This window comes from Streptomyces sp. NPDC049915 (genome assembly GCF_040656475.1).
Classification (GTDB): domain Bacteria; phylum Actinomycetota; class Actinomycetes; order Streptomycetales; family Streptomycetaceae; genus Streptomyces.
On the sequence record NZ_JBFAMH010000004.1, the window covers coordinates 458370 to 471727 of the forward strand.

At 72.1% G+C, this 13358-nt stretch carries 13 protein-coding genes; 8 read left to right on the forward strand and 5 right to left on the reverse strand.

The genetic code is table 11. The features are described from left to right. Positions 1–3: 3 nt before the first annotated feature. Both AB0J12_RS09505 and AB0J12_RS09510 read right to left on the reverse strand, forming a co-directional pair. Positions 4–258 (reverse strand): MoaD/ThiS family protein, encoded by a 255-nt coding sequence (locus tag AB0J12_RS09505; RefSeq protein ID WP_363263663.1) that lies wholly within the window; start codon positions 256–258, stop codon positions 4–6. A gap of 40 nt (positions 259–298) precedes the next feature. Next, positions 299–1135, reverse strand: a complete 837-nt coding sequence (locus AB0J12_RS09510; protein ID WP_363263664.1) for an alpha/beta fold hydrolase — start codon at positions 1133–1135, stop codon at positions 299–301. A 291-nt stretch (positions 1136–1426) separates the two neighbouring features. Here AB0J12_RS09510 and AB0J12_RS09515 point away from each other — a divergent pair, with 291 nt between their 5' ends. The 7 genes from AB0J12_RS09515 to AB0J12_RS09545 all read left to right on the forward strand — a co-directional run bounded on the left by AB0J12_RS09515 (position 1427) and on the right by AB0J12_RS09545 (position 9288). Beyond that, entirely contained in the window at positions 1427–2206 is a 780-nt protein-coding gene (locus tag AB0J12_RS09515; protein ID WP_363263665.1) for a response regulator transcription factor, read from the forward strand. Between the two features lie 107 nt (positions 2207–2313). Next, positions 2314–3336, forward strand: a complete 1023-nt coding sequence (locus AB0J12_RS09520; protein ID WP_363263666.1) for a LacI family DNA-binding transcriptional regulator — start codon at positions 2314–2316, stop codon at positions 3334–3336. Between the two features lie 154 nt (positions 3337–3490). Next, complete coding sequence (locus AB0J12_RS09525; protein ID WP_363263667.1) at positions 3491–4621, forward strand: trypsin-like peptidase domain-containing protein; 1131 nt, start codon at positions 3491–3493, stop codon at positions 4619–4621. Positions 4622–4658: 37 nt separating this feature from the next. Beyond that, a complete protein-coding gene (locus AB0J12_RS09530) occupies positions 4659–4862 on the forward strand; it encodes a hypothetical protein (protein WP_363263668.1) in 204 nt (67 codons plus the stop codon). Positions 4863–4949: 87 nt separating this feature from the next. Then, positions 4950–5687: a response regulator transcription factor gene (locus AB0J12_RS09535; protein WP_363263669.1), complete on the forward strand. Its 738-nt coding sequence runs from the start codon at positions 4950–4952 to the stop codon at positions 5685–5687. Next, the gene (locus tag AB0J12_RS09540) at positions 5684–7117 is read left to right on the forward strand and encodes a HAMP domain-containing sensor histidine kinase (RefSeq protein ID WP_363263670.1); all 1434 of its coding nucleotides are present in this window, start codon (positions 5684–5686) and stop codon (positions 7115–7117) included. Before AB0J12_RS09535 ends, AB0J12_RS09540 begins: the two co-directional genes overlap by 4 nt. A 164-nt stretch (positions 7118–7281) precedes the next feature. Beyond that, a complete protein-coding gene (locus AB0J12_RS09545) occupies positions 7282–9288 on the forward strand; it encodes a pectinesterase family protein (RefSeq protein ID WP_363263730.1) in 2007 nt (668 codons plus the stop codon). 1 nt (position 9289) lies between these two features. Here the strand turns inward: AB0J12_RS09545 and AB0J12_RS09550 are convergent, their stop codons facing one another. After that, complete coding sequence (locus AB0J12_RS09550; protein ID WP_363263671.1) at positions 9290–9478, reverse strand: hypothetical protein; 189 nt, start codon at positions 9476–9478, stop codon at positions 9290–9292. Positions 9479–9596: 118 nt separating this feature from the next. Continuing rightward, a complete protein-coding gene (locus AB0J12_RS09555; protein WP_363263672.1) occupies positions 9597–11417 on the reverse strand; it encodes a bifunctional metallophosphatase/5'-nucleotidase in 1821 nt (606 codons plus the stop codon). A gap of 184 nt (positions 11418–11601) precedes the next feature. On the opposite strand from AB0J12_RS09555, the gene mshD reads away from it, so the two are divergent. Beyond that, the gene (gene mshD / locus AB0J12_RS09560; RefSeq protein WP_363263673.1) at positions 11602–12585 is read left to right on the forward strand and encodes a mycothiol synthase; all 984 of its coding nucleotides are present in this window, start codon (positions 11602–11604) and stop codon (positions 12583–12585) included. 64 nt (positions 12586–12649) lie between these two features. Here mshD and AB0J12_RS09565 read toward each other — a convergent pair whose 3' ends face one another. Beyond that, a complete protein-coding gene (locus AB0J12_RS09565) occupies positions 12650–13348 on the reverse strand; it encodes an ABC transporter (RefSeq protein WP_363263674.1) in 699 nt (232 codons plus the stop codon). Between the last annotated feature and the right edge of the window lie 10 nt (positions 13349–13358).

Here is a 13358-nt window from a genome sequence, read left to right on the forward strand (position 1 = left end):
TGCTCATCCTCCTGCGAACGGCGGGAGCACCTCGACCGTGCCGCCCTCGGTCAGCCGTACCGTCTCGTGCGTGCGCGTGCCGACGGGGTCGCCGTCGAGAAGGAACGAACAGCGCCGGAGCACGCGCGTGAGTTCGCCCGGGTGCCGCTCGCGCACCGCGTCGAGCGCCTCGGCCAGCGTGGTCGCGTCGTACGGCTCCTCGGCGACCCCGGCCGCGGCCTTGGCGGCGGCCCAGTAGCGCACCGTGACCTTTGCCATCTCGTCCCTCAAGTCCTCTTCGGCGGTGAACACCGCCAGGCTAGCCCGACCGCGACAGCGCCCAGCGCGCGATGCGCGCCAGCAGCTCGTCGGCGGCCGCGTTCTCGGCGTGGCCCATGCCGGGCTCCAGCCAGAGTTCGCCGTGCTCCCCGGCGGCGTCCGCGAGCATCCGGGGGTGATCGAGCGGGAAGTAGCCGTCCCGGTCGCCGTGCACGATCAGCAGCGGCGTGGGCGCGATCTCCGGCACCGCCTCCACCGGGGACAGCGGCACCGGGTCCCACTCCCGGTGGTGGATGCGGGTGCGCAGTCCGTAGCGGCCCACCAGCCGCCCCGCCGGCCGCGTGACCAGCCAGTGCAGCCGCCGCATGGGCGCCGTGCCCCGGTAGTACCAGCGGGCGGGCGCGCTGACGGAGACGACGGCGTCCGTGCCGCCGTGCAGTGCCGCGTGCCGCAGCACCACCGAGCCGCCCATGGAGAAGCCGACGGTGACCACGCGCGTGTGCCCGAGCTCGCGCGCCCAGCGGACCGCGGCCTCCAGGTCCAGCACCTCCCGGTCGCCGACGGTCGAACGGCCGCCCGAGCGCCCGTGCCCCCGGAAGGAGAAGGTGACGACAGCCCCGCAGTGCGCGAGGGCGCGCGCCACCCGGCGCACGTGCGGCCGGTCCACCTCCCCGGTGAAACCGTGCGCCACGACGAACACCGGGCGCCCCTGAGGCGGCGCCGAGGTGTCGGAGGCGCCGGTCCCGGGCTCGTACAGCGCGTCGATCGCCACCCCGTCGGACGTGCGCAGCAGCGCGCGCTGGGGCGCCCGCAGGCCTGTCTCACATTCCGGACGTACGGTGGAACGCGCCACATCACCTGCCGGACCGATGCTCATGTGGGCTATTCTGCTGGCAGAGGATCCGGGCAGCGTAGCCCCCGGGTCCTTTTGTGCTTTCGGAAGCGTTGTATACGAAGCGGCAAACCGCAGGTGAACGCGGGTAGCCGCAGTTATACGGGCCGTCGATCGCATGGGCGGTCCCCCGGGGCCGCCGGCGGTTCCCGAGGGGCGCGGGGAGCCGCACCGTACGAGCAGTGCCGTAAACGTCCTCGCAGGGACCGAGGAGGAACCAGACGTTATGGGCGAGCGAACCGTGCACGACGAGACGACGACCCGGGCAGGTGAGGCATGAGCGCTCTGCTGCTGCTGACCAACGCCCTCCAGCCGTCGACGGAGGTGCTGCCCGCGCTCGGCCTGCTGCTGCACAACGTGCGGGTGGCTCCGGCGGAGGGACCGGCCCTGGTGGACACCCCGGGCGCCGACGTGATCCTGGTCGACGGGCGGCGCGATCTGCCGCAGGTGCGCAGCCTGTGCCAGCTGCTGCGCTCCACCGGCCCCGGCTGTCCGCTGATCCTGGTGGTGACCGAGGGCGGCCTCGCGGCCGTGACCGCGGACTGGGGCATCGACGATGTCCTGCTCGACACCGCCGGCCCGGCCGAGGTCGAGGCGCGACTGCGTCTGGCCATGGGCCGGCAGCAGATCGCGGGCGACGACTCCCCGATGGAGATCCGCAACGGTGATCTCTCGGTGGACGAGGCGACGTACAGCGCCAAGCTCAAGGGCCGGGTCCTGGATCTGACCTTCAAGGAGTTCGAGCTGCTGAAGTACCTCGCGCAGCACCCGGGCCGGGTCTTCACCCGGGCCCAGCTGCTGCAGGAGGTCTGGGGTTACGACTACTTCGGCGGCACCCGCACGGTCGACGTGCATGTACGACGGCTGCGCGCCAAGCTCGGCCCCGAGCACGAGTCGCTGATCGGCACCGTCCGGAACGTGGGTTATCGATTCGTTACGCCCGAGAAGGCCGAGCGCACGACCGAGGAGGTCAAGGCGAAAGCCGAGCAGGCAAAGCCGGGCAAGACGGACGACGAGGCCCCCGCACGCGCCGCAGAGGTCGCCGCGGACGCCTGACGGACCTCACCGGGGCGGCACGGCCCCGGCCGGCAGGGCGTTGCGGTCGCACATCCACGCTTCGATACGCCCTGCCCACAGCGGGTCTCTCCGCGTAGACTCCGCGCGTGGCCAAGGTGACTCGGGATGACGTGGCACGACTGGCAGGCACATCCACTGCCGTCGTCAGCTACGTCATCAACAACGGACCCCGGCCGGTCGCCCCGGCCACGCGCGAGCGTGTCCTCGCCGCGATCAAGGAACTGGGGTACCGGCCCGACCGGGTGGCCCAGGCGATGGCGTCCCGCCGTACGGACCTCATAGGCCTGATCATCCCCGACGCCCGCCAGCCCTTCTTCGGCGAGATGGCGCACGCGGTCGAGTGGGCCGCCGCCGAGCGCGGAAAGATGGTCCTCGTCGGCAACACCGACTACGTCGGCGAGCGCGAGGTCCACTATCTGCGCGCGTTCCTCGGCATGCGGGTCTCCGGCCTGATCCTCGTCTCCCACGCGCTGAACGACCTGGCCGCCGCGGAGATCGAGGCCTGGGACGCACGCGTGGTGCTGATGCACGAGCGCCCGGAGGCCATCGACGACGTCGCCGTCACCACCGACGACCTCGGCGGCGCCCAGCTCGCCGTCCGCCACCTGCTGGAGCACGGCTACGAGTACGTCGCCTGCATGGGCGGCACCGCCGACACCCCCGCCGTCGGCGACCCGGTCTCCGACCACGTCGAGGGCTGGCGCCGGGCCATGGCCGACGCGGGCATCCCGACCGAGGGGCGCCTGTTCGAGGCGCCGTACAACCGCTACGACGCCTACCGTGTCGCGCTGGACGTCCTCTCCGGCCCGAACCGCCCGCCCGCCATCTTCTGCTCCACCGACGACCAGGCGATCGGCCTGCTGCGCGCGGCGCGCGAGCTGCGCATCGACGTGCCCGGCGAGCTGGCCGTGGCCGGCTTCGACGACATCAAGGAGGCGGCGCTCGCGGACCCGCCGCTGACCACGATCGCCTCGGACCGCTCGGCGATGGCCCGAGCGGCCGTCGACCTGGTCCTGGACGACGGGCTGCGGGTGGCCGGCTCGCGCCGGGAGCGGCTGAAGGTGTTCCCGTCACGGCTGGTGGTGCGCACGTCGTGCGGCTGCGCATGAGACGCGGATGAGAGGCCCCGGGCCGCGGATGAGGCGCGGCTGAGGACGCCTCGCGAAGGGCGTGGAGCGGCTTTATATCGGGCATACGAGGTTCTGCCGGGCTTCTCAGACAGCCCTCAGACAGCTCTCATGATCCCGCGGAACTCTGTATGACATGACCGAGAGCATCCGCCGCGACGGCGAGTACGAGAACCCCTACGGGGGCGCTCACCCGGGCGCCCCCGAGGACGCTCACCGCCCCTTCGAGGGCGCTCACCAGCAGGCTCAGCCGCATGCTCCCTCCGCCGTGAACCCTCAGTGGCCGCCCCCGCCGCCGCATCGGCCGACGGTGACGCCTGGCGCCACGGGCACCCAGGTCCCGCCGCCGGTGCCTCCGGTCCCGCCGGTCGCATCCGTCGCGGCCGGGCCCGCGCCGGACCCGAAGCGGCGGCGGCGCGGCCCGGTCGCGCTCCTCGCCGCCGTCGCGATCGTCGCCGCGGCCGTCGGCGGCGCCACGGCGTACGGCGTCCAGGAGCTCACCGGCAAGGACACCACCGCGAGCTCCACCGCCACGAACGTCGTGCCGTCGAGCAAGCGGGGCGACATCGCGGCCATCGCCTCGGCCGTCAGCCCGAGCATCGTCGAGATCAACGCGACCTCGAACGCGGGGCGGTCCACCGGCTCCGGTGTGATCATCACGTCCAACGGTGAGATCGTCACCAACAACCACGTCGTCTCCGGCGCCTCCTCGATCACGGTGCGCACCAGCGACGGCAAGCAGTACACCGCGCAGGTCGTCGGCACCGACAGCAAGAAGGACCTCGCGCTGATCAAGCTGCAGGGCGCGGCCGGGCTGAAGGCCGCCGCCCTCGGCGACTCCTCCCGCCTCCAGGTCGGTGACACGGTCGTGGCGATCGGCTCGCCCGAGGGCCTGACCGGCACGGTGACCAGCGGGATCGTCTCCGCCCTCAACCGGGATGTGACGGTGCCCACCGAGGAGGGGCAGCAGCAGCCCGACGGCGGCTGGCCGTTCGAGTTCGGCGGCCGGCAGTTCAACGGCGACACCGGCTCCTCCACGACGACGTACAAGGCGATCCAGACGGACGCCTCCCTCAACCCCGGCAACTCCGGGGGCGCCCTGATCGACATGAACGGGAACATCGTGGGAATCAACTCCGCGATGTACTCGGCCGCCGGCTCGTCCTCCTCGTCCTCGGACGCCGGCAGCGTCGGCCTGGGGTTCGCCATCCCGGTCGACACCGTCAAGGCCGACCTGGCCAAGCTGCGGGCGGGCGCGCACGACTGAACGAACGCGCCCGGCCCCTGAGAGCAGGGAGTACGACATGATCCAGCACGCCTCCCCCACGGTCCGCCCCACCGTTACCGCCCCGGCGCAGCGCCAGGCACCCGCCCTCACCCTCGCCGCCGCCCCGCCGGCCCCGCTGCCCGAGATCGCCGTCCCCCACCTGATGGGCCTGCGCACGGGCGCGAACCGGCCCCACCGCCACAAGGTGCCGCTGCGCCGGCTGACGGCGGTGACCTGCTGAGCGGTGTCCTGCCCCGGCACGCCGTCGGCATGCGAGGCTGATACCGCCGGGAAACCCGACCCACCGCATCCGAGGACACCGCGACCGATGAGCCCCGCCGACGGCGACCGTGACCCCCAGCGCATCCTGATCGTCGACGACGAGCCGGCGGTGCGCGAAGCACTCCAGCGCAGCCTCGCCTTCGAGGGATACGGCACCGAGGTCGCCGTCGACGGCGCGGACGCCCTGCAGAAGGCCACCGCCTACCGGCCCGACCTGATCGTCCTGGACATCCAGATGCCCCGCATGGACGGCCTGACCGCCGCCCGCCGTATCCGCGGCGCCGGCGACACGACACCCATCCTGATGCTCACGGCCCGCGACACGGTCGGCGACCGGGTCACCGGCCTCGACGCCGGCGCCGACGACTACCTGGTCAAGCCCTTCGAGCTGGACGAGCTGTTCGCCCGCATCCGCGCCCTGCTGCGCCGCAGCTCCTACGCGGCCGCCGTGGGCGCGGGCGACCCGGCCGACGAGGACGTGCTCACCTTCGCCGACCTGCGCATGGACCTCGCCACCCGCGAGGTCACGCGGGGCGGGCGGACCATGGAGCTGACCCGCACGGAGTTCACCCTGCTGGAGATGTTCATGGCGCACCCGCGCCAGGTGCTCACCCGCGAGCAGATCCTGAAGGCGGTGTGGGGCTTCGACTTCGAGCCGTCGTCGAACTCCCTCGACGTGTACGTGATGTACCTGCGCCGCAAGACGGAGGCGGCCGGCGAGCCCCGGCTCGTCCACACCGTGCGCGGCGTCGGCTACGTCCTGCGACAGGGCGGCGCGGAGTGAGCGGCCCACTGCGCCGCTTCCGCACGCTGCCGATCCGGACGCGGCTGTCCCTGCTGGTGGCGGCGGCGGTGGCGTTCGCGGTGGCGGCGGTGTCGTTGTCGTGCTGGTTTCTGGTGCGGGACCAGCTGTACAACCAGCTCGACGAAGAGCTGCACGGCGAACAGGTCTCGTCGGGGCTGCTGCAGGGCATGCTGCGCAACTGCCAGCTGTCCGACCCGCAGAAGATCCCGCAGCCCCCCAACTCCCCCATCGTCACGATTCTGTACTCGGACGGCTCGACCTGCCTCAACCCCGCCAACGACACCGTCCGTATCGAATCCTCCGACGTGGCCGTGGCGGACGGCCTCCGGCGCAACTCGCTGCACACCTCCGCCACCACCGACGGCACCCCCGTACGCGTCTACACGCTGCCCGTCGTCGACCGCGCCACCGGCCAAGTGCAGACCGGCATCGCCGTGTCCATCGCCAAGCCACTGGAGGAGGTCACCAAGCCGCTGTCCTCGCTGGCCTGGATTCTGCTCCTGGTGTCCGGCGTCGGAGTCCTCGGCGCGGGCGCCGCAGGCCTCGCCGTCGCCCGGACCGGTCTGCGCCCCGTGGACAAGCTCACCGCGGCCGTCGAGCACGTCGCCCGCACCGAGGACCTCACCGTCCGCATCCCCGTGGAGGACGACAGCGACGACGAGATCGCCCGCCTGTCCCGCTCCTTCAACTCCATGACCTCCGCGCTGGCCAGCTCCCACGACCTGCAGCAGCAGCTGATCGCCGACGCGGGCCACGAACTGCGCACCCCGCTGACGTCGTTGCGCACCAACATCGAGCTGCTCTCCCGCAGCGAGGAGACCGGCCGCCCGCTGCCCGAGGCGGACCGCAAGGCGCTCCTCGCGTCGGTGAAGGCGCAGATGACGGAGCTGGCCTCGCTCATCGGCGACCTCCAGGAACTCTCCCGCGCCGACGACCCGCGCGGTGAACGCGTCCAGGTCGTCTCCCTGGAGGACACCGTCGAGTCGGCGCTGCGCCGCGCCCGCCTGCGCGGCCCCGAACTGACCATCACTGCGGACCTCCAGCCCTGGTACGTCCGCGCCGAGCCGGCCGCGCTGGAGCGCGCGGTGGTCAACGTCCTGGACAACGCGGTCAAGTTCAGCCCCGGGTCCGGCACGGTCGAGGTCCGCCTGACCGGCGGCGTGCTGACCGTGCGCGACCACGGCCCGGGCATCGCGGAGCATGAACTCCCGCACGTCTTCGACCGCTTCTGGCGCTCCCCGTCGGCCCGCGCACTGCCGGGGTCGGGCCTGGGCCTGTCCATCGTGGCGCGCACGGTGCAGCAGGCGGGCGGCCAAGTGTCGCTGGCGCGCGCGGAGGGCGGCGGCACGGTGGCGACGGTACGGCTGCCGGGGGCTCCGACACCGCCTCCGGGCACGCCGGTGCCGTAAGACCGCCTTCTCGCGGCAACTTTTCTGCTCTGTGCGGCAACCCATGGACGCCTCAGTCCCCGCACGGAAACGGAAGGGCGGTCGTATGAGCGCGCACCGCAACGCATCCCCCCCGCAGGTCACGCCACCGCAGGCGCCGCACGGCGCTCACCGTCGGCGTCCCGCTGGCTCTGACGCTGGCCGCGGCGCTGACGTACGCGACGGTGTCCGGCGCCGGCGCCCAGCAACGGACGCCGGCGGCCGCCCCCGCCTGGGCCACCGCGACGGCCGACGGCTTCGCCTCCGTCCACGCCCTCGGCCAGAACGGCACCTTCGGCGGCCGTGACGGGCAGACCGTCACCGTGAGGACGCAGGCCGACCTGGAGAAGTACGCGACGGCGAGCGAGCCGTACGTCATCGTCGTGGCCGGGCCGATCACGATGAGCCCCGTCGGCACGGAGATCAAGGTTCAGTCGGACAAGACGATCGTCGGCGCGGGAACCTCCGGCCACCTCGTCGGCGGCGGCTTCTTCCTCGGTCAGGGCGTCCACAACGTGATCATCCGGAACCTGACGATCCGGGACGCGTACCAGGGTGTGTGGAACGACAAGGAGCACGACTACGACGGCATCCAGATGGACGGCGCCCACCACGTCTGGATCGACCACAACGACATCCGTCACATGGCCGACGGCCTGATCGACAGCCGCAAGGACACGACGTACCTGACGGTGTCCTGGAACAGGCTCAGCCAGGAGAACAAGGCGTTCGGCATCGGCTGGACCGACAACACCACCGCGGACATCACGATCCACCACAACTGGATCCGCGAGACCGAACAGCGCAACCCGTCCACGGACAACGTGGCCCACGCCCACCTGTACAACAACTACCTGCAGGACGAGCCGGGCACCACGATCACGTCCTCCTACGGCAACTACGCGCGCGGGAAGACGAACATGCTGCTGGAGAACAGCTACTTCCAGGGCATGAACAACCCGGTGATCCGCGACAGCACGGCAACGCTGGTCCAGCGCGGCAACGTCTTCTCCGGCACGACGGGCCGCAACGAGAGCGGCGGCACGGGCGCGGCCTGGGACCCGAGGACGTACTACCCGTACACGCTCGACAAGGCGGCCGACGTCCCGGCGCTGCTGAAGGCGGGCACGGGCCCGCGCACCTCATGGGGCACGCTGCTGACCGCGTCGAAGACCCTCACCGTCGCCAAGGACGGCACCGGCCAGTACACCTCCGTCCAGGCGGCCGTGAACGCCATCCCCGCGAACAACACCTCCCGTGTGGTGATCGCGGTGGCGCCGGGCACGTACCGCGAGACGGTGAAGGTCCCCTCCACCAAACCGCACGTGACGATCCAGGGCACGGGCGGCAGCCGCAAGGACACGGTGATCGTCTACAACAACGCGTCCGGCACGCCGAAGCCCGACGGCTCCGGCACCTACGGCACGGCCGGCAGCGCCACGGTCGCCGTCGAGGCCGATGACTTCCAGGCCCGCAATCTCACCCTCCGCAACGACTTCGACGAGGCCGCCCACCAGGACATCGCCCAGCAGGCGGTGGCGCTGCGCACGGCGTCCGACAGGGTGCTGCTGGACTCGGTGATCGTGGAGGGCGACCAGGACACGCTGCTCCTGGACACGGCGTCGAAGGACGAACCGGGCCGCGTCTACATGACGAACTCCTACGTCGTCGGCAACGTCGACTTCGTCTTCGGCCGCGCGACCGCGGTGATCGACCACTCGGTCCTCACCCTGAAGAAGCGCTGGAACGGCACGTCGGCGGGCTACGTCACGGCCCCGTCGACGGCGACGGACCGCAAGGGCATCCTGATCGCCAACTCGACGGTGACCGGCGACGTCTCCCCCGGCTCCTTCTACCTGGGCCGCCCCTGGCACGCGGGCGGCGACGCCACGCTCGACCCGCAGACGACGGTCCGCAACACCTCGCTGAGCGCGGCGATCAAGCCCACCCCCTGGACCGACATGAGCGGCTTCTCCTGGAAGAACGACCGCTTCGCGGAGTACCGCAACTCCGGCCCGGGAGCGAGCGGCGCAAGCACCGACCGCCCTCAGCTGACGGACGCCCAGGCGGCACAGCAGGAGGTCGCGGACTGGCTGGGGGACTGGTCACCCACGGCGCCCCAGGTGCTCGCGTCGGACCGGACGACGCGGTGACTCACGCGTCGAGCAGCGTGCCCGGCAGGTCGATCGCCGTCGTGCGTCCCGTGCCGAGATCGACTCGGATCACCCTCTTCTCGTCGTAGAGCAGCCGGCCGGCCGGAGTGCGGGTGAGGGCGAACGAGGCCGGATGGTGCATGACGCGGACCCGGTGCACCTCCTTGCCGGTTCTGGCGGCGACTTCCACGCGCGTTCGCGCTGACGGCAGGCCGTTCGGGCCCTGGTGCCGGAGAGCGCGAGGCCCGGCCGCTGCGTACCGTGTGCGGGTACGGAGCGGCCGGGCCCCGGGGCCTCGTGAAGAGGTGTTACTGCGTGATCGTGATCCGGTTCGCCGCCGGAGGCGCGAGCGGGGTCGTCGCCGAGGAGTTGGCCGTCAGGTACTGCACCAGGGCCGCCAGGTCGTCCGTGCCGACCACGTCGTTCGTGCCCTGGCCCAGCGTCGGGAAGCCGTCGCCGCCGCCCGCGAGGAAGCTGTTCGTCGCGACGCGGTAGGTGGCCGACGGGTCGATGGGCTTGCCGTTCAGCCGGATGGAGTCCGTGACCACGCGGTCCGCGCCGCTCTTCGTGAGGTCAAGCGTGTACGTCAGACCCGCCGACGGCTGGAGGATCTTCGGCGCGGCCTGGTTCGGGCCGGACACCTGCTCCTTCAGCACCTGGACCAGTTGCGCGCCGGTGAAGTCCTGCAGGTTGACGGTGTTGGCGAACGGCTGGACCGTGAAGCCCTCCGCGTACGTCACCACGCCGTCGCCCTCGGCCGCCTTCGCCGCGTACGTCAGGCCCGCCCGCACGCCGCCGGGGTTCATCAGCGCCAGGGAGGTGTTCGCGTCCAGCTGCTTGCCGTAGGCCAGTTGGGCGTCGGCGATCAGGTCGCCCATCGGGGACTCGGTGCCGGTGTTCGGCACGTCGGCGGAGATGTAGCCGATGGGGCGGTTGCCGATGGGTGCGGCCAGGGCGTTCCACTTGCCGATCAGCTCGGTCATGTCCGCGGCCTTGGGCACGTCCCGGGTGACCACGCGGTTCGCCGACTTCACCGCCGTACGCGCGATGTCGCCCGTCCCCCGGTCGTACGTCAGCGTCGTGTCCGTGTAGAGGCGGCCGAAGGAGGACGCCGAGGTCACCATGCGCGGCTTGCCGGCCGGGTCGGGGATGGTGCACACGTACGCGTTGTGGGTGTGACCGGTGACGAGGGCGTCGACGGCCGGGGTGACGTTCTTGGCGATGTCGACGATCGGGCCGGAGATGCCGCCACCGGCGCCCGGGGAGTCGCAGTCGTAGTTGTACGAACCCGACGCCGGGTAGCCGCCCTCGTGGATCAGCGCGACGATCGACTGCACACCCTGGCGCTGGAGCACCTTCGCGTACTTGTTGATCGTCTCGACCTCGTCCTTGAAGGTCAGCCCCTTGACGCCGTCGGCGGAGACGATGCCCGGGGTGCCCTCCAGGGTGACGCCGATGAAACCGATCTTCACGCCCTTCTTCTGCCACACCCAGTACGGCTTCAGGATCGGCTTGCCGGTCTTGTCGTCGAGGACGTTCGCGGCCAGGTACGGGAAGTCCGCGCCCTCGAAGCCCTCGTCGCTGTAGCAGCCGTCCTTGGGGTGGCAGCCGCCGTTCTGCAGACGGGCCAGTTCCTGCGCGCCCTCGTCGAACTCGTGGTTGCCGACGCTGGTCACGTCCAGCTTCAGCTTGTTCAGCGCCTCGATGGTCGGCTCGTCGTGGAACAGGCCGGAGATGAGCGGCGAGGCGCCCACCATGTCGCCGCCCGCCGCGGTGATGGAGTACGGGTGGCCCTTGCGCGCGTCGCGCAGATGCGTGGCCAGGTACTCCACGCCGCCCGCGTCGATCGTCTTCGTCGTGCCGTCGGGCTGCAGCTCGGTGACCCGGCCCGAGGAACCGGACGGCGGTTCCAGGTTGCCGTGCAGGTCGTTGAAGGACAGCAGCTGCACGTCCTGGTAGCGGCCCGGGGCCGGCTCGTGGTGGCCGCCCGGCTTGCGGGGGCCGTCCGTGCTCGCGGACGCGGGCAGCGCGGCGGCCAGCGCGCCGGCCGTGGCGAGCGCGGCGGCGGCCGCCAGCAGCCGGCGGGTGCGGCGTCTTGCGGGACGGTTCGGCTGGTCGGTGGTTGGCATACGCCCCCCTGGTGGTGTGCGGTGACGACGTGACCTGGCGGGTCCGGTACGGCGGTGGCCACGCCCGGGCGCAGCCTAGAGTCAACGCGCGTAGCGCGACAGGGGGTTCGGGGTTACATCCTGGTTTCCCTTTGCCCTCCGCTTTGTCCCCACTTTGCGGGTCGCTCCCCTTACCCTCGTACGCATGACCAGCGACGACATCGCACGGCTTCCCGGCGCCCGATCCATCGAGACCTACGCCGCGCTCTCCGAGGAGCGGACCGAGACGGTCCTCGACCTGCTCGCGGAGGCCGCCCGCTCGGACGGCCAGCAGGCGGTGTCCGAGCAGGGCCGGCTCCAGCTGCGCGACGGCGAACGCGAGGGCGTCTCCCATCTGCTGCTGACCGTGGGCGGCGAACTCGTCGGCTACGCCCAGCTGGAGGACACCGACCCCGTCGAGGCACCGGCGGCCGAACTGGTCGTCCACCCCGCCCACCGCGGCCACGGTCATGGGCGGGCGCTCGGCGCCGCGCTGCTCGCCGCGTCCGGCAAGCGACTGCGCGTGTGGGCGCACGGCGGTCACCCCGCCGCCCGGCACCTCGCACAGGTCCTCGGGCTGACCCTGTTCCGCGAGCTGCGCCAGATGCGGCGAGCGCTGACCGACCTGGATCTGCCCGATCCGGCGCTGTCCGAGGGCGTCACCGTGCGCACCTTCGTGCCCGGCCAGGACGACGCCGCCTGGCTCGCCGTCAACGCCGCCGCCTTCGCCCACCATCCGGAGCAGGGCTCCCTCACCCAGCGGGACCTCGACGCCCGCAAGGCCGAACCCTGGTTCGATCCGGCCGGCTTCTTCCTCGCCGAGCGCGAGACGGCGGGCGCCCGGGCCGCGGCGGGCCCGGCCGGGTCCGCGGCGGGCGCCGGGGAGCGTGAACTCATCGGCTTCCACTGGACGAAGGTCCACGCCGAGGAACAGCTCGGCGAGATCTACGTCCTCGGCGTCGCCCCCGGCAACCAGGGCGGCGGCCTCGGCAAGGCGCTCACGGTCATCGGCCTGCGGCACCTGGCGGCGCAGGGTCTGCCGACGGCCATGTTGTACGTCGACGCCGACAACAAGGCGGCCGTGTCCGTCTACGAGCGGATGGGCTTCACCGCGTACGAGACGGACCTGATGTACCGGACGGAGACCTGACGGCGGCTCCCCCGCAGGGTCGTTCTGCCGCCGGCCCGGGCGTTTCAGGCTCGGGCGGGGCGTTTCAGGCGCCCGACGGGCGGGGTCGCAGCCGTCCTCGGTGCAAGGGCTCCGGTATGGACAGTGTCCAGACCGCCACCGTCACCGCGAGCAGCACCGCCCAGCGGTCGTGAGCGCCGGCCCACTGCGGGCTGCCCTGCGCGACGAAGAGTCCCCACCGGTCCGGCAGCAGCGCGGCGAGCACGGTCAGCGAGAGCACTCCCACCGCCGCCGCCCGCCCGGGCTCCGGCTCGGCGCTGCGGCGTACGGCGACCGCCGCCAGGGCGAGGGCGAGCGTGGCCAGGGTGACGGCTTCCAGAGTGGTCTCCGCCAGCGGGGGCCGCGCGTCGGCCGGTGTGAGCAGCAGGGCCGCCGCCCACCACAGCGCCGTGAGCGGGGCGATCAGCGCCGCCCGCAGGCAGGCCCGCAGTGCCCGTCCCGTCGGCACGGTCTCCGTCGTACGGCGGGCCGGGTCGTCCAGGAGGAACGCCAGACCGAGTCCCAGGCATACGGCGGCCACGCGCAGCAGCACCAGACTCAGCCAGGGGTCGGCGGGGCCACCGGACAGCAGGCGTGAGCAGGCGGCCGTGAGCAGCCCAAGCGCGGCGCCCGCGGCCAGCGGGGCCCGGGGCAGGGTCCTGGCGGTGGCCGCCAGCAGGGGGCCGAGGGCGGCACGGGCACGCCGACCGGTCGGGGCGGCAGCGGTTTCGGGTGCCGCAGTCACAGGTGCGGGG

Bases quoted from the DNA above. Each gene is read 5' to 3' on its own strand.
- AB0J12_RS09505 (WP_363263663.1), bottom strand. From the start codon at position 258: ATGGCAAAGGTCACGGTGCGCTACTGGGCCGCCGCCAAGGCCGCGGCC.
- AB0J12_RS09510 (WP_363263664.1), bottom strand. From the start codon at position 1,135: ATGAGCATCGGTCCGGCAGGTGATGTGGCGCGTTCCACCGTACGTCCG.
- AB0J12_RS09515 (WP_363263665.1), top strand. From the start codon at position 1,427: ATGAGCGCTCTGCTGCTGCTGACCAACGCCCTCCAGCCGTCGACGGAG.
- AB0J12_RS09525 (WP_363263667.1), top strand. From the start codon at position 3,491: ATGACCGAGAGCATCCGCCGCGACGGCGAGTACGAGAACCCCTACGGG.
- AB0J12_RS09530 (WP_363263668.1), top strand. From the start codon at position 4,659: ATGATCCAGCACGCCTCCCCCACGGTCCGCCCCACCGTTACCGCCCCG.
- AB0J12_RS09535 (WP_363263669.1), top strand. From the start codon at position 4,950: ATGAGCCCCGCCGACGGCGACCGTGACCCCCAGCGCATCCTGATCGTC.
- AB0J12_RS09555 (WP_363263672.1), bottom strand. From the start codon at position 11,417: ATGCCAACCACCGACCAGCCGAACCGTCCCGCAAGACGCCGCACCCGC.
- mshD (WP_363263673.1), top strand. From the start codon at position 11,602: ATGACCAGCGACGACATCGCACGGCTTCCCGGCGCCCGATCCATCGAG.